The sequence below is a fragment of the Blastococcus sp. SYSU DS1024 genome (genome assembly GCF_054050795.1).
In genome coordinates, this window is the sequence record NZ_JBJHAA010000015.1 from 1 (window position 1) to 24,220 (window position 24,220).

Here is a 24,220-nt window from a genome sequence, read left to right on the forward strand (position 1 = left end):
TAGTGGATTGTAGACTTTGTGGGCCGCGAGCTGTGGCACCCCCCCGCCCCCCCCCCCCCCCCCCCCCGGGGCGCCCCGCCCCCCCCCCCCCCCCCCCCCCCCCCTGCGGCGGTGCACGAACATGGCGCCCGAGCAGTTCGCCCGGGAGCACTGGGCGCGGCACCCGCTCCTGACCCGCGCCGAGGACACCGGCAACTCCTTCACCGACCTGCTCGACCTGCCGGCGGTCGACGAGCTGCTCTCCCGGCGCGGCCTGCGCACACCGTTCCTGCGGATCGCCAAGGACGGCGCGGTCGTCGACGCCAAGCGGTTCACCACCTCGGGCGGTGCGGGCGCGGAGATCGCCGACCAGGTCTCCTCCGACGCGGTGCTGCGGCTGTTCGCCGACGGGAGCACCGTCGTCCTCCAGGGGCTGCACCGGCTGTGGCCGCCCCTCATCGAGTTCGCCGACCAGCTGGCCGCCGACCTGGGCCACCCGACGCAGGTCAACGCCTACGTCACCCCGCCGTCCTCGCAGGGCTTCAGCCCGCACTACGACGTGCACGACGTGTTCGTGCTGCAGGTGGCCGGCGAGAAGCACTGGACCATCCACGAGCCGGTGCTGCCCGACCCGCTGCGCACCCAGCCGTGGAACGACCGCGCTGCCGAGGTGGCCGCGGCCGCCGAGCGTGCACCGGTGATCGACGCGGTGCTGCGGCCCGGCGACGCCCTCTACCTGCCGCGCGGGTTCCTGCACTCGGCGAAGGCCCTCGGCGAGATCAGCGCGCACCTGACCGTCGGCATCCACTCGGTGACCCGCTGGGCGGCGGCCGAGTCGGTGCTGGACCTGGTGCGCACGCTGGCGGCCGAGGACCGCACGCTGCGGCGCTCGTTGCCCCTCGGCATCGACCTGGCCGATCCCGACGCCCTGGCCGACGACGTCACCGCCGTCGTCGAGGGGCTGCGGGAGTGGCTGGGCCGGGTCGACCCGGCCGAGGTCGCCGACCGGCTGCGGAGCCGCACCTGGGCGCAGGTGCGGCCCGAACCGGTCGCACCGCTGGCGCAGTCCGCCGCCGCGGCCTCGCTGGACCCGGAGACGGTGCTGCGGCTGCGCCGCCACCTGCGCTGCGCCCTGCGCGACGCCGACGACGGCCGGGTGACCCTCGTGGCGGGCCGGCGCACCCACTCCTTCCCGGGGGACGCCCGGGCGGCGCTGACCGAGCTGCTGGCCGCCGGCGAGCTGAAGGTGGGCGACCTGCCCGGCCTCGACCCGGCGGACCGCCTGACGCTGGCCCGCCGGCTGGTGACCGAGTCGATCGCCACCGTGCCCGACGCGACCCTGCCCGCCACCGGGCACGACGGGCGGAGGGCCGCGTCCGGGGAACCCCGGTGATCCGGTGGGGGGCGTGAGCGCACCGGGCCCGGCGGGGGACGACGACTTCTGCCGCACGGAGGTCCCGGCCCGCCCGCCGGGCCGGCTCGACGCCGGCCGCTGCTCGGTGCAGGCGCTCGAGCGCGGCGACTCGGGGGTGGCGACGGCCTCGCCGGTGTCCCGCTGGCTGCTGATCGAGCAGCCGGGGCCGTGGGGACGGCAGGCGTTGCTGCAGTCGAGGTTCGACCCGCGGGTGGCCCGGTTGCTCGCCGAGCGGGCCGAGCGGGAGGGGGTGCGGGTCCTGCTGGTCCGCCGGCCCGGCGACCGGCTGGCCGACTCCGGCCGGCGCTGGGCCTACGCCGACAGCCGGCTCGGCCGGGAGGGGCTGTGGTGGTCGGTGCGGTCGACCGACGCCGACCTGCTCACCGCGCCGTGGGACGGATCGGTCGGCGAGCCGGCGTCCGGGCCGGCCTACCTGGTGTGCACGCACGGCGGCCACGACGCCTGCTGCGCGCTGCGCGGCCGCCCGCTGGCCCGCGCCCTGCCCGCGCCCGGCCCGACCGACGTGTGGGAGTGCAGCCACCTCGGGGGTGACCGGTTCGCGGCGAACGTGCTGGTGCTGCCGCACGGCTTCTACTACGGGCAGGTACCCGGGGACGGCGGGCTGGTCGTCGCCGCGCACGACCGGGGGCAGGTGGCCCTGCCGTGGCTGCGTGGACGGGCAGGGCTGCCCGCGCCGGTGCAGGCCGCCCAGCACTACGCGCGCGAGGAGCTCGGCGTCCTCGGCGTCGACGAGCTGCCGCCGGTCCGCACGACCCGGCGGGAAGCGGCCGACGCGGGGGTGGAGCGGTGGGAGGTCACCCTGACCGGCCCGGCGGGGCCGGTGACCGTGACCGTGGAGAGCCGGCCGTCAGCGGAGACGGTGCACCTCACCTGCTCCGCCACCACGGCCGGTCGCGTGCGCACCTGGCACCACCTGTCGCTGTCGGCGCCGCCGGGCTGACCCGGCCCGGCTCAGCGGAGCGCGCGTCCCCGGGCGGCGAGGAGCGGGATCGCGAGCTCCGTCGCGGTCAGCGACCCGTGGTAGGCGGCCAGCCGGCTCGGCCCCGGCTCCAGCCGGGGGCTGACCAGCGCCCAGCTGCCGCGGGCCAGCGCCACGACGTCGCCGATGCGGGCGGCCAGCGCGTTGTCCACCGGCCCGAAGACCCCGCTGGCGACGGCCTCGTCGCGCCCCACCACCCACGCCCGGTCGCCGAGGACCCCCCGCCAGCGGGCCAGCACGTCGGCCTCCGCGCCGGGCTCGGTGTGCACGTACCGGGCACGGGGTTCGCCGGCGAGCAACCGCACCCCGTCGGCGAGGTCGGGTTCGTCGTCGAGGTCCAGCCGCGTCGCGGCGGGGACGTCGAGCATCCCGTGGTCGGCGGTGACCAGCAGGGCGGCGTCGTCGGGCAGGCCGTCGACCAGCTGCGCGACGATGCGGTCGACCAGGGCGAGCTGCGCGCGCCAGCTGGGCGAGTCGACACCGCGGACGTGGCCGGTGAGGTCGAGCTCGGCCAGGTAGCCGTAGACCAGGGACCGCGGGCCCGCCTCCAGGCCCGAGCGCATGAGCGCGGTGAGGTCCCCGGGTCCCACCGCCCCGGTGTACTCGGCGCCGCGGTAGGCGGCCATGGTGAGGCCCGAGCCCGCGTACGCCCAGGGCCCGACGGCGGTGACCGCCACCCCGTCGGCGGCGGCGCGTTCGAAGACGGTGGGCTGCGCCTGCCAGTCGGCGGGGTCGGGGTCGTCGGCCCACTGGGTGTGGTTGAGGGTGCGCCCCTCCCCCGGCACCTCGGTGACGAAGCCCAGGATCCCGTGGCTGCCCGGGGGCAGGCCGGTGCCGATCGTGGTGAGGCTGACCGGGGTGGTGCTGGGACAGGGCGCCTGCAGGGTCCCGGCGGGGCTGCTCATGCCGGCCAGGGTGGGCGCCAGGTCGGCGTGCGCCCGGACGAGGTCGGCGCCCAGGCCGTCCACGAGCAGGACCGCCACGCGGCGGGCCCCGTGCAGGGCGTCGGCCAGGCCCAGCGGGTCGGCGGGCAGGTCCCCGCGGGGCACCGGGGTGCCCAGGGCCGCCGCGACACCGGGCAGCACGTCGGCGAGGGTGGCGACGCCGTAGGCCGGCCGGTGCAGGTCGGGCGGCAGCTCGCCGTCGCCCTCCCCGGTCACGCGCGGGTCGCCAGCAGGTGGAGGCCCGCGGCGACCTCGCGGTAGGGCGAGGTCTCGGCGAGCGCGAGTTCGAGGTCCCGGACGGCGGCCGGGTCGGCCCCGGAGGCGGAGTCGAGCAGGTCGGCGACGACGGAGACCCCGCGCCAGGCGCCGGGCGCCAGACCGGCGCCGCCGACGAGCGCCAGGAGCTCGTCGGGGCTGAACCGGCGGCGGAGCGGCCGGCCGGGGAGGGCGTCCTGCTCCCGGAGCTGGGCCAGCGCCTCCGCGGTGTGACCGGTGACGGCTCGGGCGAGCACCGCGCCGGCCCGGTTGGCGACGGCGAGGCTCACCCGGCCGCCGGGACGCAGTGCCCCGGCGATCTCGGCCAGCGTGACGCCGGGGTCGTCGACCACCTCGAGCACCGAGTGGCAGAGCGCGAGGTCGTACCCGCCCTCGTCGTCCGCGAGGACCTCGTGCAGCAGGTCACCGTCGCCCTGGACGCCGCGCACCCGCCCGCCGACCCCTGCCGTCTCGGCACGCCGGCGCAGGGTGGCCAGGGCGTCGGCGCTGGGATCGACGACGGTGACGGTGTGCCCCAGGAGTGCCAGCGGGACGGCGAACATCCCGCTGCCCCCGCCGACGTCGAGCACGCGCAGCGCGTCACCGGCGTTGACCAGCGGGTCGAGCGCGGCCCACACGGCGGCGGTGCGGGCGGGCAGCTGCTCCGCGGTCGGCGGAGCGGGAACGGTCGACACCCATCGGAGCCTAGTGGCGCGGGCAGGTGCCGGCCGGGCGCCGGTTCAGGCGGGCACGCTGTCGGCCGCGCGCCGGATCTCGGCGACGTCGATGCGGCGCATCTGGAGCATCGCCTGGGTGGCGCGCTGGGCGCGGCCGGGCTCGGGGTCGTTGGTCAGCTCGATCAGCTCCTCGGGGAAGACCTGCCAGGAGACGCCGAAGCGGTCCTTGAGCCAGCCGCACATGCTCTCCTCGCCGCCTTCGGTGAGCCGGTTCCAGTAGTGGTCGGCCTCCTCCTGGTCCTTGCACACGATCTGGAAGGAGATGGCCTCGCTGAACCGGAACTGCGGTCCGCCGTTGAGCGCGGTGTAGGGCTGACCGTCGAGCTCGAAGTCGACGGTCACGACGTCGCCCTCCTTCATCGGGGGCGGCATGCCGGGCCCGTAGCGGGTGACCGTGCCGATCGAGCTGTTCGGGAAGATCGAGGTGTAGTGCTGCGCGGCCTGCTCGGCGGTGCCGTCGAACCACAGGCACGGGATCTGGCGGGGCATCGGGAGTCTCCCTTCGAGCGCGCCGGCCGGACGCCGGCGTCGGTGGTTGGACCGTCGTCGGCGCCCTGGCTCATCGGTCGTCGTCTTTGCCGGCGAGGCGCGCGGGGGCACAGAGCCGTCGTCAGCGCTGTCGATCCCTCGCGAGGAGTTCCCATGGTCAGGGCCCCCCGTCCGCGTCTGCTCCGCCGGACCGCGGCCGCGTTCGCCATCACCGCCGCGTCCCTCACGACGGTCGCCTGCGGGGACGACGTGGTCGACGACGACGTGGAGCAGAACATCGAGCAGGGCGTCGACGACCTCGAGCAGGAGCTCGACGACGCCACCGACGGGGAGGGCTGACCCGGCCGTCAGTGACCGGAGCTGCCCGGGCTGGAGTGCCAGAGCTTCCGCGGCGGCCCGGCCGCCGCCCGGCGGGCAGCCGCCTTGGTCTCCTCGCCGGCGGGCTTGATGTCGGCGTAGGGCGACATCCGGAACCCGGTCGGGTGGACCAGGACCGGCCGCACGACCACCGGGCGGGAACCGTGCGAGGCCGCGGCCCCCGCGATCGCCTGCTCGGTGAACTCTCCCGGCGCCGCCATGAGGTCGCGGACGCCGTCGAGCCCGTCGGCCTCCCACGCCTCGTGCAGCGCCGGCAGTTCCCACGCCCCGGTGGCCCGCAGCGACACCCCGCGCGGCCCCGTCCGGCGCAGCACCCCGCGGATGACCAGCAGCCACGAGTGGAAGACCGTCGCGGCGTAGGTGCCCTGCGCGTCCTCGAAGAAGGTCGAGTCGGTGCAGCCGGTGCCGTCGTCGAGGGTCACGAACACCACCCGGCGCCCGGACCGGATCGGCGGGGTCTGGGTGGCCACCTTGACGCCGGCCACCAGCACCTCGCTGCCGCTGCGGCAGCCGAGGAGCTCGCCGGCCGGCACCGCGCCGAGCGCCGAGAGGAACGGCCGGTAGAAGTCGACCACGTGCCGGCTGGCGTCCAGCCCGAGCACCTCCAGCTCCGCCCGCACCAGCTCGGCATCGGTGAACTCGGGCAACCCGCTGCCCTCGGCCCACTCCGGGCCGGCCGGCTCCCCGGCGGACTCCTCCTCGGACAGCCCCAGCCCCATCAGGTCCAGGCTCAGCTGCCCGTCGGACGTCGCCCGCGCACCGCTGCGGCTCCACCGGTCGAGCTCGCCGATCTGCAGCAGCAGGTCGCGCCGGGTCACCTGCCGGCGCCGGCGGGTCGGCCGGCCGGCCTCCCGGTCCCGCACGCCGAAGCCGTAGAGCGAGTCGAAACCACCGGCCAGCACCAGCCGCTCGACCACCGGACGGGACACCGACGCCCGCGCCCAGAAATCCGTCAGTGACCGATAGGGCCGACCGGCGACGATCCGCGCGACCTCGTCGTCGGAGATGCCCTTCACGTCGGCCAGCGACAGCCGGATGCCGTACCGCGTCGGGTCGGGCATCGCCGCGGGCATCCACTCCGGACGTCGCCAGCCCCGGATCTCACCCTCCACCTCACGGTCAGGTTCGTCATCGTCCCCGGCGGTCAGCCGTTCGACGCGGTAGCTGCCGGTGGAGACGTTGACGTCGAGCCCGAGCACCCGGACGCCGAAGTTGCGGGCGTCGTCGAGGATCAGCCGCTTCGGGTACATGCCGGGGTCGTGGGTGAGGACCCCGGCCAGGAAGGCCGCCGGATGGTGGGTCTTCAGCCAGGCCGACTGGTAGGTGGGCAGCGCGAACGCCGCGGCGTGTGCCTTGCAGAAGCCGAACGACCCGAAGGACGCCAGCACCTCCCACACCCGCTCGGCCACCTCCACCGGGTAGCCGGCGGCCAGCGCCCGGGGCACGAACCACGCCCGCACCTCCGGGTGGGCGTCCTTCTCCCCCAGGGCGCGGCGCACCTCGTCGGCCTCGGCCAGCGTGCAGCCGGCCATCCGGGCCACCACCTGCAGCACCTGCTCGTGGAAGACCACCACCCCGGCGGTCTCGGCGAGCGCGAACTCCAGGTCCGGATGGGGGTACTCCACCTCGCGCCAGCCGTTCCGGGCCATGAGGAAAGGGGTGACCATGTCGCTCTTCACCGGCCCGGGCCGGAACAGCGAGATGTCGATGATGATGTCCTCGAACGTCCGCGGCCCGAACTTGCCGACCAGCTCGCGCTGCCCCGGCGACTCGATCTGGAACATGCCGAGCGTGCGGGTGCTGCGGATCAGCTCGAAGGTCGTCGGGTCGTCCCGGGGGACGGCATCGATGTCGACCGTCTCCTCGTCGACCCGCTCGATCTCGTCGAGGGCGTGCGCGATCGCCGACTGCATCCGGATGCCGAGCAGATCCAGCTTGAGCAGCCCCAGCTCCTCGACGTCGTCCTTGTCGAACTGGCTCATCGGGTAGCCGAGGTAGCTGCTCTCGACCGGGGTGCGGTCCAGCAGTGTGGCGTCGGAGAGCAGCACCCCGCACGGGTGCAGGGCGATGTGCCGGGGCAGCCCGTCCAGCCGGGACACGAGGTCGAACAGCAGGTCGAGATCACCGGTGCCGCCGGCGCGGCGCGAGCCGTACCGGCTGGCCCGCAGCTCGGGGAGGTCGCGCAGCGCCGCGTGCACCTGGTTGGCCCGGATGTGCGGGAACGCCTTGGCGACGGCGTCGACCTCCGCCTGCGGCAGGCCCAGCGCGGCACCGACGTCGCGGATGGCGTGGCGTACCCGGTAGGTGTCCATCATCGAGATGCAGCTGACCCGGTCGGCGCCGAAGCGGTCGATCACCGCGTCGTAGACCTCCATCCGGCGCGCGGACTCCACGTCGATGTCGATGTCGGGCAGCTGGTGGCGCAGCGGGGAGAGGAACCGCTCCATCAGCAGCCCGTAGCGCAGCGGGTCGACGTCGGAGATGCCCAGCAGGTAGGTGACCAGGCTGCCGGCACCCGAGCCGCGGGCCGCGGCCCGAACCCTCAAGCTCTTGATGAGGTCGACCACGTCGGCGACGGTCAGGAAGTAGGACGGGTAGCCGAGGCGCTCGATGACCCCGAGCTCGTCGGCCAACCGCTGGCGGACCCGGGCCGTCGGGGAGATGCCCCGGCGCCCCAGCCCCGCCTCGCACCGGCCGCGCAGCACCTGCGCCGGGCTCATCCCCCGCTCGGCCGGTGTGGTGACCACGCCCAGTTCGGGGTACCGGACGCTGCCGATGCCCAGGTCGCCGGCGGGGTCGACGGCGCACTGCTCGGCCAGCCGGGCGGTGCGCTCGAGCAGCCGCAGTGCGGCGTCCCGGTCGGGGCCGACGACGTCCTCGGCGACCTCGGCCATCTCCTTGCCCGACTTCAGGTACCCCTCGGCCGTGGTGCAGTCGACGTGCCGGGCGCCGAGCGGGACCAGCCGCCGGGCCGCGTCCAGCACGTCGGCGGTCGGGGCATCGAGGGCGTCGACGTACCGGACCGCGTTGCTCAGGATTACCGGCACCTGCTGCTCGGCGGCGAACCGGAGCAGCGCCTGGGCGCGCTGCCGGTCACCCCGGCCGCGGTGGTGCACCACCTCCAGCGCCAGCCCCGGGCCGAAGACCGCGCGCCAGGCGTCCAGCTGCTGACCGGCCAGGTCGGCCCGGCCGGCCAGCAGCGCCCGGCCCACCGGGGAGTCGGGACCGAGCAGGGGGACCAGCCCGGAGGCGTGCTCGGCGGCGATCGCCAGCGAGCTCACCGGCTCGCCACGGGTGCCGCGCAGGTGGGTGGCGCTGGTCAGCCGGCACAGCGACCGCCAGCCGGCCCCGTCCCGCGCGAGGAAGGTGACCCGGGGCAGCCGCGGGTCGACGCTCACCCCGCCCCGGGCCGGGGTCCGGCGCGGGGGCGTCGCGGCCCGCGACCGGGAGGACCGGGCCGCGGGGGGCTCCTCCCCCAGCACGTGCGCGAGCGCCGGCGGCACGCTGGTGCCCAGCGCCGGCGCCACCGCCAGGTCGATCCCGAAGATCGGCCGCACCCCGGCCGACCGGCAGGCCAGCGCGAACTTCACCGCGCCGTAGAGCCCGTCCCGGTCGGTCAGGGCCAGGGCCGGCATGCCGTGCTCGGCGGCCCGGGCCACCAGGTCGGCGGGGTGGTTGGCCCCGTACCGCATGGAGTAGCCGGAAGCGACGTGCAGGTGGACGAAGGGGTCGCTCACCTCCGGGATCCGGTGGACCGGGACCCCGACCGGGACGGCGCCCCGCCGACCACGTGCGGCCGCGGGTAGCGGGGCGGCTCGGGCAGCGCGTCGACGCCGAGCCCGGCCTCGACCACGGCGAGGAAGCCCCGCACATCGCGGACCAGGTCGTCGGCCTCCCGCTCGGTGACCGCCCGGGACAGCCCCGCCTCCGCCGCGGCGCGCTTGGCCGCACCGGCGGCGAAGAAGGTGGCCCACTCCCCCAGTTCGGGGGCGACCTGCCCCAGCAGGACCCAGGCGCTGCGCGGCCGCCGGCGGCCGCCCTCGGGACGGGTGCGGGCGGCGAGCACCGCGGCGGCGGCCCGGAGCGCCGCCAGGTGCGCGGTGGCGTACCGCTCCCGCGGATCGGTGGCCGCGGCCGCCTCGGCCAGGCCGCGGTGCGCCTGGCCGAGCAGCCCGGCGGCCGCGGCGGGCAACGCGGGCGGCAGCGGCAGCTGGCCGGCCGGCACGGCTCGTGCGGCGCCCATCAGTCGTGCACCCGGACGAGCCACCAGCGGTTGCCGGCGGCGTCCCACGTCAGGTCGTAGACGCCGGCGAAGCTCATCCGGGACCGCCCGGCCCGCACCGCCTCCACCCGCCAGACCTCGCGGGGCGCCACCAGGTCGTCGGACGCCCCGCCCGCCTCCGCGTCCCGCAGCCACCACGGCGCGGTCTCCAGCCAGGAGTCGAGCAGCTCGCCCACGACGTACCGGGACTGCCCGCGCCAGAACTGCACCGGCCCCGACGGGCCGCGTTCGACCTGCACCTCTTCGCCGGCCCGACCGACGACCTCACCGAGCACCCGGCTCATGACAGCCTCCCCACGCCTCACCCCGCGCACCCGCCCGCCACCCCACCGGCGGGGAAGAGAGCCGGGAAGGAGGGGTCGGACGTCGTTCGAACACCCGTTCGAACGACGTCCAGTAGACCGGAGCACTCCCCCGTCGTCAAGCCGGACCGCGGCGTGTCCGTCGACCCGCCCCGCACCCCCACCGCCGGGCAGGGCACGCCGGGCGCGCCACCCCCAGGCGGTGGCAGGATCGACGCATGAGCCCACCCCCGCACCCCCGGGTGGCCGCCGTCGCCCGGGCCCTCGCCGCGGCCGGCGCCGAGGGTGAGGTGAGAGTCCTCCCCGCCGAGGTCCGCACCGCGGCCGCAGCCGCCGCCGCGCTGGGCGTCCCGGTCGGCGCGATCGTCAACAGCCTGGTCTTCCTCGCCGACGACGCGCCCCTGCTCGTCCTCACCAGCGGCGCGCACCGCGTCGACGTCGTCCAGGTCGCGGCGCTGCTCGGCGTCGGCTCCCTGGCCCCCGCCCCCGCGGACGTCGTCCGCGAGCACACCGGCCAGCCCATCGGCGGGGTCGCCCCGGTGGGGCACCCGGCCCCCCTCGGCACCCTGGTCGACGTGGAGCTCGCCCGGTACGACCGGCTGTGGGCCGCGGCGGGGCACCCGACGGCGGTCTTCCCGACCAGCTACGACGAGCTGCTCCGCATCACCGCCGGCACCGCGGCCGAGGTGGGTGGCGGTCCGCTCGACGGGACCGCCACCACGGTGGGCGGCGCCGACCGGCCGGACACCGCCGGGCCGGACACCGCCCGGCCGGACGCCGCCGGGGTCGCGCCGTGACGGGCACCCGCCCGGCCACCCGGATCCTCGAGCTGCCGGTCCCCTGGATGCGGGAGCACATGCACGAGGTGCTGGCCATCTACGGGCTGGCCATGGGCTACGACTCGGGCATCGTCGCCGGCCGGTACGGCTACGCGATCCAGCACACCGAACGGCCCGGCTTCCGCGCCGTGGGGGCCTTCGCGCAGACCCCGGAGGGCGAGCGGCTGGTCGGCTTCGGTTACGGCTACCTCATCGCCCCCGGGCAGTGGTGGCACGACCAGGTGCGCGCGGCGCTGGACCGCCGGACGGCGAAGAAGTGGCTGCCCGGCGCCTTCGAGATCTGCGAGCTGCACGTCCACCCCGACGCGCAGAGCCAGGGGCTGGGCCGGCAGCTGCTGCACGCGCTGGTCGAGGGCCTGCCGCACCCGGTCGCCCTGCTCTCCACGCCGGACGCCGACACCAAGGCGTTCCGGCTGTACCGCGCCGACGGGTTCGTCGACCTGGCCCGCGGCTACCACTTCCCCGGCGACTCCCGGCCCTTCGCGATCCTGGGCGCGCGGCTGCCGCTGCATCCACGCGACCCCTCCGCGACGAACCCACGGTCGTGACCGCCGCCCCCGAACCCGTCGCACCCGTGGACGTCGTCGTCGTCGGCTCCGGCCACAACGGCCTCGTGGCCGCCTGCTACCTCGCCCGGGAGGGCCTGTCCGTCGAGGTCGTCGAGTCCGACGACGTCCTCGGCGGGGCGGTCTCCACCGTCGAGCGCTGGCCCGGCGTCCGCGTGGACCGCGGGTCCAGCGCGCACGTCATCGTCCGGCACAGCGGGATCATCGAGGAGCTCGACCTCGCCGCCCACGGGCTCCGCTACGTCGACTGCGACCCGTGGGGCTTCGCGCCGGCCCCCGCACCCGGCGATCCCGGCCCCGCCGGCCGGCCGCTGGTCTTCTCCGTGGACCTCGACGCCACCTGCGCCTCGATCGAGGCCGCCTGCGGACCGGCCGACGCCGCGGCCTACCGCCGCTTCGTCGAGGTCTGGGGCCCGCGCAGCCGCGCCGTGGTCGCCTCCTTCGGCCGCGCGCCGTCCCCCGGCGGCCTGGTGCGCTCCTTCTGGCCGCTGGGTGCGCCCGCCGACGGCCGGCCGCGCACCCCGGGCGGTGAGCTGGCGGTCGACTTCCTCGGCTCCGGCGATGCCCTGCTGGACAGGTGGTTCGGCAGCGAGCGGCTCAAGGCGGCGCTGGCGTGGTTCGGCGCCCAGTCGGGGCCCCCGATGTCCGAGCCCGGCACCGCGGCGATGATCGGCTGGGTGGCGCTGCTGCACGACGTCCCACCCGGGCACCCCGTGGGCGGCTCCGGCGGGCTGACGCAGGCGCTGCGCCGGCGGCTGGAGTCCGACGGCGGCCGGGTCGTCCTCGGGGACGGCGCCGCGCGGCTGCTGGTCGAGGACGGCCGGGTGGCCGGGGTGGCGACCCGCTCCGGGCGGGTGGTCCGGGCGCCGGCGGTGGTGGCCGCCTGCCACATCGGGGTGACCCGGGAGCTGGCCGGCGACGCGGCCCCGCCGGTCCTGGCCGACGTCGCCCCCCCGGTCGGCAACGGTTTCGGCCTGGTCGTGCGCGCGCTGACCGACGCCCCGCCGGCCTACCCCGGCGCCGGGCCGGAGGCGCTGCAGGGGCTCCAGCTGCTCTGCACCGACCGGGCGCAGCTGGCCGCCGCGCACGGCGACTGGGGTGCCGGGCAGCTGCCCCGCGAGCCGGTCCCGCTGGCCATGTCGTTCTCCGCGAGCGACGACACCCTGGCCCCGCCGGGGCAGCACGTGGTCACGATCTGGGGCCAGTGGTACCCGTACGCGCTGGCCGACGGCGGCGACTGGGACGCCCTGGCCGACGCCGAGGCCCGGCGGCTGATCGAGGCCGTCGACCGCCACGCCCCCGGGTTCGCCGCCTCGGTCCGGGAGACGTACGTGCAGACCCCGCTGGCCCTGGAGCGGGAGCTGTCCCTCCCCCGCGGCAACGTCATGCACGTGGAGATGGGCCTGGCCAGCATGTTCGCCTTCCGCCCGGCCCCCGGCCTGTCGGGCTACCGGGTGCCCGGGTTGCCCGGGCTGTACCTGTCCGGCGCCTCCACCCACCCCGGCGGTGGGGTCTCGGGCAACTCCGGGCGGACGGCGGCCCGCACGGTCCTCGCCGACCGCCGGGCGCTGCCCCGCGCGCGGGCGGCGGCCGGCCGCGCGGTGCAGCGCGTGCGCGGTCGGGCGGGGCGCGGGTGACGACGACCGCACCGGCCACCGCACCCGCCGCCGTCCGCGTGGTGCCCTGGGCCCTGGCGGCGGCGCTGGTCGCGACGGCGATCGCCTACCCGCTGGCGTCGGGCTCGTCCCGGGACGCCGTCTCCTGGGGCATCGTGCTGCTGGGCTCGGCGCTGTCGGTCGCGCACGCGGGCCTCAGCCGCGGCGCCCGCACCGGCGTGGGGGTGCTGGCGCTGGTCGCCCTCGTCTCCATCGCCTTCGAGTCCTTGGGGGTGGCCACCGGGTTCCCCTACGGCAGCTACTCCTACAGCGACGTCCTCGGCCCCACCCTGCTCGGCGTGCCGTTCCTGGTGCCGCTGGCGTGGCTGATGATGGCCTGGCCCAGCTGGTTGCTCGGCGAGGTGCTGGCCCGACCGGTGCGCGCGAGCCGCCGCCGGCCGGCGCGCATCGCCTGGGCGGCGGCGGTCTTCGCGGCGTGGGACGTCGTCCTCGACCCGCAGCTGGTGCAGGCCGGCTACTGGACGTGGGAGCACCCCTCCCCCGGCCTGCCGGGCATCGACACCGTGCCGCTGACCAACCTCGCCGGCTGGCTGCTGGCCGGGCTGGTGCTGATGACGCTGCTGGACCTGCTGGTCGAGCGCACCGCCCGGCCACCGCGCACCGGCCCGGGCGCCCCGTTGCTCGCCCTGGCGTGGATGACCCTGGGCGGCGCCCTCGCGCACGCCGGCTGGCTGGGCCTGCCCGGCTCGGCGGCCTGGGGGGCGGCGCTGGGCGCCTGCGTCCTCGCCGTCCTGGCGCTGCAGCGTCGACGCGCGGGGCGGCCGTGAGCGGTCGCCTGGTGCGCACGCTGGCCGGCGTCTCGGTCGCCGGCGCCGTGCACGCGGCCGTGAACGCCGCGCTGCTGCGCCGCCCACCGGTGGATCCGCCGGCGGTGGAGCGGCAGGTCACCGTGGTGCTGCCGGTGCGCGACGAGGCCGACCAGGTCGCCGGCTGCCTGGCGGCGCTGCTCGACCAGCGCGGCGCGGAGCGGCTCCGGGTCGTCGTGGTCGACGACGGCTCCACCGACGGCACCGCCGACGTCGTCCGGGCCGTCCCCGACCCACGGGTGCGGCTGGTGACCGCACCGCCCCTGCCGGCCGGGTGGTTGGGCAAACCGCACGCCTGCGCCGTGGGGGCGGCCGAGGCCGGGGACGCCGAGGTGCTGGTGTTCGTCGACGCCGACGTCCGCCTCTTCCCCGACGCCGTCGCCGCAGCCGTGGCGGTGCTGGACGCGCACCGCCTGGACCTGGTCTCGCCGTGGCCGCGGCCGCTGGCGGTGGGCCCCGCCGAGCGCCTCGTGCAGCCGTTGGCGCCCTGGCTGTGGATCACCACGCTGCCGCTGCGGCTGGCCGAGCGCTCGCCACGGCCCTCGCTGGCCGCCGCCAACGGTCAGTTCCTCGTGGTGCGGCGGGCGGCGTACGAGCGCGCGGGCGGCCACGCGGCCGTGCGCGGTGAGGTGCTCGAGGACATCGCGCTGCTGCGGGCGGTCAAGCGCGCCGGTGGGCGGGGCGTGCCGATCGACGGTTCGTGCCTCGCCGCCTGCCGGATGTACGACGGCTGGGCTGCGGTCCGCGACGGCTACGCGAAGTCGCTGTGGGCCTCCGTGGGCGGGACGCCGGTGGCCGGGCTGGCGGCCGCGGCCGCACTGACCGCCGTCTACGTCGTCCCGCCGCTGGCCGCCCTCGGCGGGTCGCGCGCCGGGCTGGTGGGCTACCTGGCCGGGGTGGCCGGCCGCCTCGCCGGCGCCCGGGCCAGCGGAGCGCGCGCCTGGCCGGATGCCCTCGCGCACCCGGTGTCGGTGCTGGCCCTGGACCTCCTGATGGTCCGGTCGGTCCGGGGACGGCGGCGGGGCACCCTGCGCTGGCGCGGCCGACCCGTCGACGCGACCCCGCCGGCGGTGTCGGCGACGATGAGCCGGTGACCTCCGCCGAGCAGCAGCGCCCGCGCACCTCCTTCGACCCGGCCGAGATGGACGCCGGCGCCTTCTACCGGGTGCTGAACTCCGTCGTCGTGCCCCGTCCGATCGCGTGGGTGTGCAGCCGCTCCGCCGCGGGCGTGCACAACCTCGCCCCGCACTCCTTCTACACCGTCGCGTGCGTCGACCCGCCGGTCGTGCAGTTCACCTCCGTCGGCCGCAAGGACTCGCTGCGCAACGTCGAGGCCACCGGTGAGTTCACCGTGAACCTGACGCCCGAGGCACTCTTCGAGCAGGTCAACGCCACGGCGACCGACTTCCCGCCGGACACCAGCGAGGCCGAGCAGGCCGGGGTGCGGCTGGAGCCCGCCGACACGGTCGCGGCGATGCGCGTGGCGGAGTCCCCCGTGTCGATCGAGTGCGTCCTGCACTCCACGCTGCGACTGGGGGACAGCACCGTCGTCCTCGGCCGGGTCCGGCACATCAGCGTGTGGGCCGACGCCGTGCGGGACGGGCGGCCGCGGATCGAGCACCTCAAGCCGTTGGCCCGGCTCGGCGGCAACGAGTGGACGACGGTGGGCGAGGTGCGCGAGATCGCCCGCATCCCCTACCGCCGGTGGGCCGAGGACCCCGCGATCGGGGAAGCCCTCCGCGGGGAGTGACCGCGGTCAGCCCGGCAGGTGGACGGCGACCTCGTCGGCGGCCTCGGCCCCGAACGCCTCGGCGAAACGCTGCAGGAAGCTCTGCCGCGGCAGGTCGTACTCCTGCGTGCCGATGACCTCCACCGCGGCGGTGGCGACGGCGGAGCCCAGCTGGGTCGCGCGCTCCAGGCCCAGGCCCCACGTCCGGCCGGCGATGAACCCGGCGCGCAGCGCGTCGCCGCCCCCGGTGGGCTCCACCGGCTTGGTCTCGGGCACCGCGATCACCGACAGCGGCTCCTCGCCGGCCCGCCGCACCAGGACGCCGTCCGCGGCGCGGGTGGTCACCCAGGTGCCCACGCGGGCGAGCACCTCGTCGGCCGTCCACCCGGTCTTCTGCAGCAGCAGCGCCGCCTCGTACTCGTTGGTGAACAACACCTCCGCGCCGTGCACCAGCTCGCGGATCATCTCGCCGTCGGCCCAGGCCAGCTGCTGGCTCGGGTCGGCGGCGAAGGCGTAGCCCCGCTGCCGGCACTCCTGCGTGTGGCGCACCATCGCGGTGGGGTCGTTCGGTCCGACGACGACGAGGTCGGGGGCGCCCACCCGGTCGACGACCGGCGCCAGCTCGATCTGCGCCGCCTCGGCCATCGCGCCCGAGTAGAACGACGCGATCTGGTTGTTGACCTCGTCGGTGGTGCAGACGAAGCGGGCGGTGTGCTTGAGCTCCGACCAGTGCACGCTGCCGGTGTCGACGCCGTGGCGCGACAACCAGGCCTCGTAGTCCGCGAAGTCGTTGCCGACCGCCCCCACCAGCACGGGTGCGAGCCCCAGCAGGCCGAGCCCGTAGGCCATGTTCGCCCCCGCGCCACCGCGGTGCTGCACCAGGTCGTCGACGAGGAAGGAGAGGGAGACGTTCTCCATCTGCCCCTCGACGAACTGCTCGGTGAACCGACCGGGGAAGGTCATCAGGTGGTCGGTGGCGATGGATCCGGTGACGACGACGGGCACGAGAGGCGCTCCTCCGGGTCGGGCTGCCTCCGGCCGCTGTACGCCGCGGGGAACCGGGCGGGGAACGGGAGAGGAACGGCGGGGATCGGGCACCGCACACCCTAGGGGCAGCGTGCCGGCGCCGCCGTCGGAGCGGCGGGTCAGCCCGACGGCGGGAGGTCGCCCTGGCCGGGCCCGGCCAGCTCGGCCCCCAGCCACCGGGCCAGCTGCGCGGTGCCGACGACGCCGAGCAGGAGCCCCGCGGCGGCGCCCGCGGTGACGGCCACGGTGGCGCCGTCGACCCCCGCGACCTCCAGTCCGCTGACCACCCCGGCGCCGCCGAGCGTGAGGCCCGCCATGGCCACCCGGGTGGGCCGCTCCCACAGCGAGATGGGGCCGGTCCGGTCCACGCCGGCCTGCCCGGCCCGGGCCCGCAGGTAGTCGGGCAGCCAGCACAGCGCGCCGAAGGCGACGGCGAGCCAGCCCGGCGCCCCGGCGACCCACAGCGCCGCCGCGTAGGCGGCCTCGGTGAGCCGGTCCACCACGGAGTCGAGCACGAAGCCGCGCTGCGAGGCGCGCCCGGTGCCGATCGCCAGCGCGCCGTCGAGGCTGTCCAGCAACCCGGAGAGCCCCACCAGCACCCCCGCCAGCACCAGCCAGGCGCCGCCCGCGGCCGCCGGCGGCACGGCCGCGGCCGCGACGACCACGCCGGCGGCGGTGGCGACGACCGGGGGCAGCGCGGCGAGCGGGCGGGCGAGCGCGTGCGCGAGGGTCAGCCACCCGCGCACCAGCGGCGTCCCGGTGTCGGCCCCGCCGTGCCAGCGGGACCAGGCCTCCAGGTACTCGTCACGGCTCAGCACGGCGCCCCCTCCCGCGACCGGGCGCCCACCGCTGACGGCCGCCCCTCCACCAGGGACAGTAGGTGAGTGCTCGCCGGTCTCTCCCCCGCCCGCCGCCGTCTGCTCGTCGCGGTGCTCGCCCTCGTCACCGCCGCGGTCGTGGGCCTCGGCGTGCTGCTGGCCACCCGTGGCACGGACGTCGAGGGCCCCGGTTCGCAAGCGCGGCCGGGGCCGGTGCTGCTGGTGCCCGGGTACGGCGGGGGTACCGCGTCCCTGCGGACCCTGGCCGACCGGCTGGAGTCCGAGGGCCGCGACGCCACCGTGGTCTCGCTCCCCGGTGACGGCACCGGCGACCTGGGCGAGGCGGCCGTCGCGCTCGACGAGGCCGCCCGCGCGGCCCTGGAACGCACCGGTGAGGAAAGCGTGGACGTCGTCGGGTACTCGGCCGGCGGAGTGATCGCCCGCCTGTGGGTGGCCGACGGCGGCGCGGAGGTGGCCCGCCGGGTGGTGACGCTGGGTTCGCCGCACCACGGCACCGGGCTCGCGGACCTGGCCGGGCAGATCGCGCCGGCATCGTGCCCGGAGGGGTGCCGCCAGCTGGCCACCGACAGCCCGGTCCTCGCCCGGCTCAACGCGGGCGACGAGACGCCGGACGGGATCGGCTGGGTCTCGGTCTGGACCACTCTCGACCGCACGGTCACCCCGCCGGACTCGGCCCGGCTCGACGGGGCGCTGAACCTGATCGTCCAGTCGGTGTGCGCGGACAGCCGGGTGGGGCACGGCCAGCTGCCCGGTGACCCGCTGGTGCAGGCGATCGTGCTCGAGCAGCTGACCGCCGGGGAGCCGGTCGCGCTGGACACCGCCGACTGCGCCCGGCTCAGCGGCTGACGGCGGGACCGTCGCTCAGCTGGTGACGTCCTTGGTGGTGAAGTTCGCCCAGGCGGCGGCGAGCAGCACGCCGACGTAGACCGCCTGCAGCGCGAGCCCGCGGGTGATGTCCCGCCACAGGATCGGGTCGCGGAAGAGGTCGACGAAGGCCAGCCAGTAGCGCGTCGGCAGGTAGGGCGCGATCGGCGAGGCGGCGTCGAGGGTGAACAGCAGCGAGGAGGTGACCAGCACCGCCAGCGCGCCCATCGTCGCGCCGAGCGGTGAGTCGGTGACGGTCGAGAAGAACAGCGCGAAGGCCGCCACGCTGAGCATCGACACCCCGACGTAACCGACCGCCAGCACGGTGCGCACGGCCAGCTGCTCGGCAGTCAGCGACGTCCCGGACACCGACGTTCCCGTCCCCGGCTGCGCCTCGAAGAGCGTCGTCCCCACGAGGTAGCCGACGGCTGCCACCACGACGACGGTGACCAGCACGAAGGCCAGCACGGCCGCGAGCTTGGCCACCAGCAGCCGGGTCCGCCCCGCCGGCCGGGCCAGGAGGTAGCGCAGCGTGCCCGCCTGCGCCTCGCCGGCGATCGAGTCGCCGGCGACCACCGCCACCGCGATGGGCAGGAACAGCGGCAGCACGATCGCCAACGCGGCCAGCGGGTAGAGGGCGCCGTTGGTGAGGACCGCGGAGAGGAACGGCGGCCCCTCGCCCGGCCGGGGCGCCAGGTCGGTGAGCACCAGCAGGACCGCCACGAGCACGGGCAGCGCGTTCAGCACGGCGATGATCGCCCAGGTGCGGGGCCGCCGGAACAGCTTGCGCAGCTCGACGGCGATCACCGTGCGCGCTCCACCCGGTCGGCGCTGGTGGCCGCGGCCGCCAGCACCACCTCCTCGAGCGTCGGGCGGTCGGCCGCCAGGCCGGTGACCGGCACGCCGGCGCGCACCAGCAGCGCGTTGACCTCGGCGGGGTCGCCGCCGCGCACCACCACCCGCTCGCCGTCCACCTCGGCGACGCGGCCGTCGAGCACCGCGCGCACCCGCTCGGGCGCGGGCGTGCGCACGACGGTGGCGCCGGTGGGGGCGGTGAGGGTGGCGAGGTCGTCCTGCAGCACGAGGCGACCGCGGTCGAGCACGCCGACGCGGGTGCAGAGCTGCTCGACCTCGGCCAGCAGGTGGCTGGAGAGGAAGACCGTCGTCCCGCTGCGGTGCAGCTCCAGCAGCAGCTCGCGGATCTCGGTGATGCCCTGCGGGTCGAGCCCGTTGGTCGGCTCGTCCAGCACCAGGAGGTCGGGACGACGGAGCAGCGCGCCGGCCAGGCCGAGGCGCTGCCGCATGCCGAGCGAGTAGGCCTTCACCGGCCGGCGTCCCACGCCACCCAGCCCGACCTGGTCCAGCACCTCGGCGACGCGCCGACGCCGGTCGCGGCGCGATCCCCCGGGGCCGGCTGCGTCCAGCAGCGCGAGGTTCTCCCTGCCGGAGAGGTGGCCGTAGGCGGCGGGCGACTCGATCAGCGCTCCCACCCGGGGCAGCACCCGGCGGCCGGCGCGCGGCATCCGCTCGCCGAGCAGGTCGATCTCCCCGCGGGTCGGCAGGACGAGGCCGAGCAGCATCCGGACGGTGGTCGTCTTTCCCGAGCCGTTGGCGCCGAGGAAGCCGTAGACGTCGCCGGCGCGCACGTCCAGGTCGATGCCGTCGACGGCGTGCACCCGCCCGTACTGCTTGGCCAGGCCGCGGGTCGCGATGACCGTGCTCACCGCTGCCGCCCGAGCACCGGCAGCTCCGCGGCGGCCTCGGCCAGAGCGTCGAGGGTGACCGTCCCGGTGAGCAGGTACGGTTCCGCGTCCTGCGGGTCCACGAGCATGAGCCCGACGGGCCCGGCCGCGATGCGGGTGCTCGTCTCGTCGGTGACGGCGTCCGGGCTCTGCGCCAGCGTGCGGCGCAGCCCCTCCGCCACCCGGCGCGGCACGGGGGCGACGGCGAGCAGCGTGACGCCGCGCCCGTAGAGCCCGATGCCGGGCGGAGCGCCGTCGAGCGTCCGGAGCGGTAGGCCGGCCAGCGTGGGGGTGAGGCGGAACGGCCCGAGCCGCTGCCCCGCCTCGAGCACGATCTCGGCCTGGTCGGCGGTGCGCACCCGCGCGCCCGGCGGCGGGGCGAAGGACGTGGTCGCGGCATCCGGGGCCGCCAGCTCCAGGTCCAGGAAGCGGGTGTCCAGCGCCGGCACCTCGGAGGTCTCGCCGAGGACCACCACCTGCAACGGCAGGCCGCTGGCCCGGTCCACCCACACGTCGACCCGCCGCACCGACGAGGCGGGGTCCGCCGGGGTCGAGCGCAGCCCGAGGGCGTCACGTCCGGCGATCCGCCGGGCCCCGATGCGGGTCAGCTCCTCGTCGGCGGCCTCGGACAGCAACCGGCGGCCCAGGGTGGCAGGCAGCAGGTCCGGCGGTGCGGGGAGGGCGAACGGAGTGGCGACCGCGCGCGTCGCGGTGGCGCGCTCGTACTCCCAGGTCCACGTGCCCCGGGCATCGCGGTGGATGCCCGTCTCACCGGCCGTGGTGATGACGGCGACCCGGTGGTCGTCGGGACTCCGCCACCACACGCGCATCTCGGTGCGGTCGCTGAGCAGGTCGGCGACGGAGTCCAGCTGGCCGGTCACCGGCAGGGCCAGCCCCCCGGCCGATTCGGCGTACCCGGAGTACTGCAGGTCCGCCGAGGCCAGGACCGCCGCGCGCAGCTCGGCCGCGGGCACCGCCGGGTCGGCGACCGGGAGCGCGCCCACCAGCGCCGGGAGCGCGACGAGGACCGCGACGACCACCCCCACGACGGCCCAGCGCGGAGCCGCCGCCCGCGGTCCGGACGCCATGGCGGTCACCGTAGCCCCGGCCGGCCCGGTGGGTCCCGCGGCGAGCCTCACCGGGAACTCACGGGACACCTTCCCCCAGACCTGCCTGCGGGAGGACCGGGCCTCGCTGCTGGAGCAGGACGGCCTCGACGAGGAGGCGGCGATGGCCAACGAGTTCCGCCACGGCATGGTGTCCCTCGCCGTCGATGCGCTGCCGGGGGCCGCACGCTTCGCGGCCAAGGGAGGGCAAGCACGGCCGAGGCGTCTGACCCAGGGCACGCTGGCCACCTCTGCCCGGGGTCACAGCGCACCGCCTCCGGGCTGGCACCCTGCTGACCAGCACGTTCCTACGGATTCCGTCTTGCGCTGCGGCACGATCGAACGTATGTTCGACACATGGCGGATGCCGGGGCGGTGAACGACTGGTACGCCACCGCCCGCGCCCGGGCGGTGGCCGCGGGCCGGCGTCGGCGAGCCACCGAGGCATCCACGGAGTGGCCCGAGTTCGCGCCGCCCGTGGGTGTGGCCGAAGGTCCGCTCGGCGAGGTGCAGGCCGCGGACCGCGAGATCGCCCGGCAGACCGCACTGCGCGCCCGCGCGATCGCCAGGTTCGCAGCGGACCGGCCGGCCGACGGCGACCGCGCCCAGGGCGACCCGGGCGCGATGAGCCCGGAGCGGTGGGCCGCGCGCCCCGAGGTGCTGCGCGGGGTGAGCGAGTGGGCGACGCAGGAGGTGTCGGTCGCCATGTCCCTCACCGCCCAGTCGGCGGAGACGCTGCTGGTCCGCTCGCTGACCCTCGTGGAGCGGCTGCCCGGCACGCTGGCCGCGCTGGAGGCGGGGGCGCTGCACCCCGGGCACCTCTGGACCATGCTCGAGAAGGTCGCTCCCATCGCCGACGACCGGGTGCGTGCCGAGGTCGAGGCCGAACTGCTCCGCTGGGCCGCGGGGCGGGTAGTGACGCCCGCGCAGCTGAACGACAAGGCGCGCCGCGAGGTGGCCAGGCGGGACGCTCGCGCCGCGGCCCGCAGGCTGCAGGAGGCGCTGAAGAGGCGAGGGGTCCACATCCGCCCGGACGCCGTCGACGGCATGGCGACCGTGAGCGTGTACGCCACCATGCCGGAGGCGCAGGCGCTGTACCGGGCGCTGACCGCCTGCGCAGAGGCGCTCGACGACGACGATCAACGCACGCGGGGCCAGAAGATGGTCGACTGCCTGCTCGATCTGGTGCTGCGTCCGGGAGAGACCGATCTGCCGCCGGTGCAGGTGCTGCTCACCGTCGTCGCCTCGCTGGCCACGCTCTCCGGCGGAGACGGTCCCGGTGAGATCGACGGGCAGGTCGTGCCGGCCGAGATGATCCGCCAGTTCCTGACCGCGCTCACCGGCCGACCGCGGGGAGCCGGCGACGCGGAGCCGGCCCCGCGGCAGCCGCCCGGCTCGATGTCGTGGCAGGCGCGGGAGCAGGCCGAGCTGGAGTGGTGGCTGGCCGAGACGGAGCGCCGGCTGCTCAGTGGTGAGCTGGTCGACCCTGATCCCGACGGCAACGGCGACCTCGCCCCTCCCCTGGACGTCGACGGCGACCTGTTCGACGACGGGGCCCCACCTGCGACCCGCCCGGTGGCAACGACCCGGACGGCGGCATCGAGGACGCGCCCCATGCCGACACCGGTACCGACGCCGCCGTGGCCCGGGAGCGCGATGGGTGCTCCGCACCGCCACCGACGTCGCGGGGGCCGCGCGAACGGCACGGTGATCCTCCGGTGACAGCACCGGACGGCACCTCGCCGGACTCCGGGCACCTCCCGGAGGAAGCGAGGACTCCGATCGGGTCGGCACCACCGGGATGCGCGACGACGTCAGGAAGCGCCGGCTGCTGGGCGCTGGCCGACGAGGCGGTCAGGACCGCCGGTGTCGCCGTGCTCCGAGCGGAGCAGGAGCTCGCACACGCCGGTCGACTGGTCCGCACCGCAGTCAGGGCCGACGCCGACGACGAAGCCGCCTGGCGGACCGGCCCCGGAGGCCGGCTCACCGCGGCGCCGGACGCCCTGGCCGCGCTGCGGTCGTCCTCCGACACCCAACGGGCGTGGCTCGCCGACCTGCTGGGGAGCACGGGTGGGGGTGGGCTGGCCGATCGGCCGCGGATCGCGCTGACCGACGCGTTGTCCGGCACGCTGCTGGCCCTGACCGATCTGCCCGGCTTGCGTCGTGCGGGCAGCTGCGGCCGGCCGAGCTGCCGTCGTGGCACCGGCCGGTGCGCCCACGACCTCTCGGACCGGCCCGGCCCCGGCGCCCCGGGGCCGAGCGCCGGCTACCGCCCCGCGGCGGAGCTGGATCGGTGGGTGCGGGCGCGGGATCGACGCTGCCGGTTCCCCGGCTGCCGCCGACGGGTGCCCCGCGGCGGTGAGCTCGACCACCACCGCCCCTACCCGGACGGTCCCACCTCCGCCGGCAACCTCGCCGGCTACTGCACCACCGACCACCGCGGCAAGCACCAGGCCCCGGGGTGGCGGCACGACCTCGGCAGCGACGGGACCCTCACGGTCACCACACCCAGCGGTCTGGTCGCCACCACCTCGCCGCCGCCGTACTGAGCGCCGGCCGACGCCCGCGCATCGAGAAGCCGCGGACGGGGCACCCCGTGCCCATGGCTGCTCAGATCAGCGACGCCGTCGTCGTCGACGTCCTCCGCCGGCTCGACCGGCTGCTGACCCCGCTGGCGGACCGGCTGGGCCGGCCTCCGCAGCTGCCGCCCGAGGAGCGCGACCGCTGGTGGGCCGACCGGGTGTCCCGGGTGGCCGCGGGCGTCTCGGCGGTCCCCCGCTTCGCGGGCAAGCTCGCCGATCTGCTGCCGCTGCAGAACACCGTCGGCACCGCGGTGCAGTCGTTGGTGGTGCTCGGTGTCGCCGGGGAGCACGGTGTGGCGGCCCCCGCCGACCGGGTGTCGCTGCTGGCGCGGGTGCTGCTGCGCCGGGAGCTCACGGCCGCCCAGGTCGAGCCGCTGCTCTCCCGGAGCAAGGGCACCTACGTCGAGGGCGCGTTCGGCCCCCGGGACGAGCGCCGCGGGGCGAAGGGCGCCGTCCGCACGCTGTGGCGGGCGGCGCGGCTGCTCAGCCGGATCGACGACGCACTGGACGCCCGGCCGAAGGGGAAGCTCGTCGCCCGGGCCCTCTCGAACCTGCCGGTCGTCGGCGTGGCCGGCGGGTACGCGTCCGAGCGCGAGGGCCTGCGCCGGGCCGCCGCGCGCGCCGCCGACCTGCTGGAGGGAGCCCGGCAGGGCTGACGGCCGGGC

At 76.6% G+C, this 24,220-nt stretch carries 25 protein-coding genes; 14 read left to right on the forward strand and 11 right to left on the reverse strand.

Features of this window, described 5'->3' with window-relative positions; all coding sequences use genetic code 11:
* Nucleotides 1-121 precede the first annotated feature (121 nt).
* Both ACI79S_RS14115 and ACI79S_RS14120 read left to right on the forward strand, forming a co-directional pair.
* Nucleotides 122-1,372: a cupin domain-containing protein gene (locus ACI79S_RS14115; RefSeq protein WP_456594072.1), complete on the forward strand. Its 1,251-nt coding sequence runs from the start codon at nt 122-124 to the stop codon at nt 1,370-1,372.
* Nucleotides 1,373-1,385: 13 nt separating this feature from the next.
* A complete protein-coding gene (locus ACI79S_RS14120) occupies nt 1,386-2,354 on the forward strand; it encodes a sucrase ferredoxin (RefSeq protein ID WP_456594073.1) in 969 nt (322 codons plus the stop codon).
* Nucleotides 2,355-2,365: 11 nt separating this feature from the next.
* Here the strand turns inward: ACI79S_RS14120 and ACI79S_RS14125 are convergent, their stop codons facing one another.
* Genes ACI79S_RS14125 through ACI79S_RS14135 form a run of 3 tightly spaced genes read right to left on the reverse strand, consistent with a single transcriptional unit; the run spans nt 2,366 to nt 4,818 of the window.
* Nucleotides 2,366-3,553, reverse strand: coding sequence for an alkaline phosphatase family protein (locus tag ACI79S_RS14125; RefSeq protein WP_456594074.1), 1,188 nt, complete (start codon nt 3,551-3,553; stop codon nt 2,366-2,368).
* Nucleotides 3,550-4,287, reverse strand: a complete 738-nt coding sequence (locus tag ACI79S_RS14130) for a class I SAM-dependent methyltransferase (RefSeq protein ID WP_456594075.1) — start codon at nt 4,285-4,287, stop codon at nt 3,550-3,552. The genes ACI79S_RS14125 and ACI79S_RS14130 overlap by 4 nt, the downstream gene beginning before the upstream one ends.
* A gap of 45 nt (nt 4,288-4,332) precedes the next feature.
* Nucleotides 4,333-4,818 carry a VOC family protein gene (locus tag ACI79S_RS14135; RefSeq protein ID WP_456594076.1) on the reverse strand — a complete coding sequence of 162 codons (486 nt, stop codon included), beginning with the start codon at nt 4,816-4,818 and terminating at the stop codon, nt 4,333-4,335.
* Nucleotides 4,819-4,971: 153 nt separating this feature from the next.
* Here ACI79S_RS14135 and ACI79S_RS14140 point away from each other — a divergent pair, with 153 nt between their 5' ends.
* Nucleotides 4,972-5,157, forward strand: coding sequence for a hypothetical protein (locus tag ACI79S_RS14140; protein WP_456594077.1), 186 nt, complete (start codon nt 4,972-4,974; stop codon nt 5,155-5,157).
* Between the two features lie 8 nt (nt 5,158-5,165).
* Here ACI79S_RS14140 and ACI79S_RS14145 read toward each other — a convergent pair whose 3' ends face one another.
* The 3 genes from ACI79S_RS14145 to ACI79S_RS14155 are packed head-to-tail and all read right to left on the reverse strand — an operon-like array spanning nt 5,166 to nt 9,762.
* Complete coding sequence (locus tag ACI79S_RS14145; RefSeq protein WP_456594078.1) at nt 5,166-8,933, reverse strand: DNA polymerase III subunit alpha; 3,768 nt, start codon at nt 8,931-8,933, stop codon at nt 5,166-5,168.
* Nucleotides 8,930-9,439, reverse strand: coding sequence for an SAV_6107 family HEPN domain-containing protein (locus ACI79S_RS14150; RefSeq protein WP_456594079.1), 510 nt, complete (start codon nt 9,437-9,439; stop codon nt 8,930-8,932). Before ACI79S_RS14150 ends, ACI79S_RS14145 begins: the two co-directional genes overlap by 4 nt.
* Nucleotides 9,439-9,762: a DUF6504 family protein gene (locus tag ACI79S_RS14155; protein ID WP_456594080.1), complete on the reverse strand. Its 324-nt coding sequence runs from the start codon at nt 9,760-9,762 to the stop codon at nt 9,439-9,441. The genes ACI79S_RS14150 and ACI79S_RS14155 overlap by 1 nt, the downstream gene beginning before the upstream one ends.
* 236 nt (nt 9,763-9,998) lie before the next feature.
* Between ACI79S_RS14155 and ACI79S_RS14160 the strand changes: the two genes are divergently transcribed.
* From ACI79S_RS14160 to ACI79S_RS14185, 6 genes are read left to right on the forward strand one after another with little or no spacing between them, the layout of a single operon-like run.
* Complete coding sequence (locus ACI79S_RS14160) at nt 9,999-10,577, forward strand: YbaK/EbsC family protein (RefSeq protein ID WP_456594081.1); 579 nt, start codon at nt 9,999-10,001, stop codon at nt 10,575-10,577.
* Entirely contained in the window at nt 10,574-11,167 is a 594-nt protein-coding gene (locus ACI79S_RS14165) for a GNAT family N-acetyltransferase (RefSeq protein WP_456594082.1), read from the forward strand. Before ACI79S_RS14160 ends, ACI79S_RS14165 begins: the two co-directional genes overlap by 4 nt.
* Nucleotides 11,164-12,822: a phytoene desaturase family protein gene (locus ACI79S_RS14170; RefSeq protein ID WP_456594083.1), complete on the forward strand. Its 1,659-nt coding sequence runs from the start codon at nt 11,164-11,166 to the stop codon at nt 12,820-12,822. Before ACI79S_RS14165 ends, ACI79S_RS14170 begins: the two co-directional genes overlap by 4 nt.
* Nucleotides 12,819-13,628 carry a carotenoid biosynthesis protein gene (locus ACI79S_RS14175; RefSeq protein WP_456594084.1) on the forward strand — a complete coding sequence of 270 codons (810 nt, stop codon included), beginning with the start codon at nt 12,819-12,821 and terminating at the stop codon, nt 13,626-13,628. Before ACI79S_RS14170 ends, ACI79S_RS14175 begins: the two co-directional genes overlap by 4 nt.
* Complete coding sequence (locus ACI79S_RS14180; protein ID WP_456594085.1) at nt 13,625-14,761, forward strand: glycosyltransferase; 1,137 nt, start codon at nt 13,625-13,627, stop codon at nt 14,759-14,761. The genes ACI79S_RS14175 and ACI79S_RS14180 overlap by 4 nt, the downstream gene beginning before the upstream one ends.
* Nucleotides 14,758-15,417, forward strand: coding sequence for a flavin reductase family protein (locus ACI79S_RS14185; protein WP_456594086.1), 660 nt, complete (start codon nt 14,758-14,760; stop codon nt 15,415-15,417). The genes ACI79S_RS14180 and ACI79S_RS14185 overlap by 4 nt, the downstream gene beginning before the upstream one ends.
* 6 nt (nt 15,418-15,423) lie before the next feature.
* On the opposite strand, the gene ACI79S_RS14190 is transcribed toward ACI79S_RS14185, so the two are convergent.
* Together ACI79S_RS14190 and ACI79S_RS14195 are read right to left on the reverse strand one after the other, a co-directional pair.
* Entirely contained in the window at nt 15,424-16,401 is a 978-nt protein-coding gene (locus tag ACI79S_RS14190) for a carbohydrate kinase family protein (RefSeq protein ID WP_456594087.1), read from the reverse strand.
* A 140-nt stretch (nt 16,402-16,541) separates the two neighbouring features.
* Nucleotides 16,542-17,240 carry a CDP-alcohol phosphatidyltransferase family protein gene (locus ACI79S_RS14195; RefSeq protein ID WP_456594088.1) on the reverse strand — a complete coding sequence of 233 codons (699 nt, stop codon included), beginning with the start codon at nt 17,238-17,240 and terminating at the stop codon, nt 16,542-16,544.
* 66 nt (nt 17,241-17,306) lie between these two features.
* On the opposite strand from ACI79S_RS14195, the gene ACI79S_RS14200 reads away from it, so the two are divergent.
* Nucleotides 17,307-18,107, forward strand: coding sequence for a lipase family alpha/beta hydrolase (locus ACI79S_RS14200; protein WP_456594089.1), 801 nt, complete (start codon nt 17,307-17,309; stop codon nt 18,105-18,107).
* Nucleotides 18,108-18,122: 15 nt separating this feature from the next.
* Here ACI79S_RS14200 and ACI79S_RS14205 read toward each other — a convergent pair whose 3' ends face one another.
* From ACI79S_RS14205 to ACI79S_RS14215, 3 genes are read right to left on the reverse strand one after another with little or no spacing between them, the layout of a single operon-like run.
* The gene (locus tag ACI79S_RS14205; protein ID WP_456594090.1) at nt 18,123-18,932 is read right to left on the reverse strand and encodes an ABC transporter permease; all 810 of its coding nucleotides are present in this window, start codon (nt 18,930-18,932) and stop codon (nt 18,123-18,125) included.
* A complete protein-coding gene (locus tag ACI79S_RS14210; RefSeq protein ID WP_456594091.1) occupies nt 18,929-19,849 on the reverse strand; it encodes an ABC transporter ATP-binding protein in 921 nt (306 codons plus the stop codon). Before ACI79S_RS14210 ends, ACI79S_RS14205 begins: the two co-directional genes overlap by 4 nt.
* Nucleotides 19,846-20,955 carry a sigma-E factor regulatory protein RseB domain-containing protein gene (locus ACI79S_RS14215; protein ID WP_456594092.1) on the reverse strand — a complete coding sequence of 370 codons (1,110 nt, stop codon included), beginning with the start codon at nt 20,953-20,955 and terminating at the stop codon, nt 19,846-19,848. Before ACI79S_RS14215 ends, ACI79S_RS14210 begins: the two co-directional genes overlap by 4 nt.
* Here ACI79S_RS14215 and ACI79S_RS14220 point away from each other — a divergent pair.
* From ACI79S_RS14220 to ACI79S_RS14235, 4 genes are all read left to right on the forward strand, one after another.
* Nucleotides 20,954-21,352: a hypothetical protein gene (locus tag ACI79S_RS14220; RefSeq protein WP_456594093.1), complete on the forward strand. Its 399-nt coding sequence runs from the start codon at nt 20,954-20,956 to the stop codon at nt 21,350-21,352. The two genes, ACI79S_RS14215 and ACI79S_RS14220, sit on opposite strands and share 2 nt — an antisense overlap.
* Nucleotides 21,331-22,695 (forward strand): DUF222 domain-containing protein, encoded by a 1,365-nt coding sequence (locus ACI79S_RS14225; protein WP_456594094.1) that lies wholly within the window; start codon nt 21,331-21,333, stop codon nt 22,693-22,695. Before ACI79S_RS14220 ends, ACI79S_RS14225 begins: the two co-directional genes overlap by 22 nt.
* A 152-nt stretch (nt 22,696-22,847) precedes the next feature.
* Nucleotides 22,848-23,522: an HNH endonuclease signature motif containing protein gene (locus ACI79S_RS14230; RefSeq protein ID WP_456594095.1), complete on the forward strand. Its 675-nt coding sequence runs from the start codon at nt 22,848-22,850 to the stop codon at nt 23,520-23,522.
* A gap of 53 nt (nt 23,523-23,575) precedes the next feature.
* On the forward strand, nt 23,576-24,211 hold the full coding sequence (locus ACI79S_RS14235) for a hypothetical protein (protein WP_456594096.1): 636 nt from the start codon (nt 23,576-23,578) through the stop codon (nt 24,209-24,211).
* The last annotated feature ends 9 nt before the right edge of the window (nt 24,212-24,220 follow it).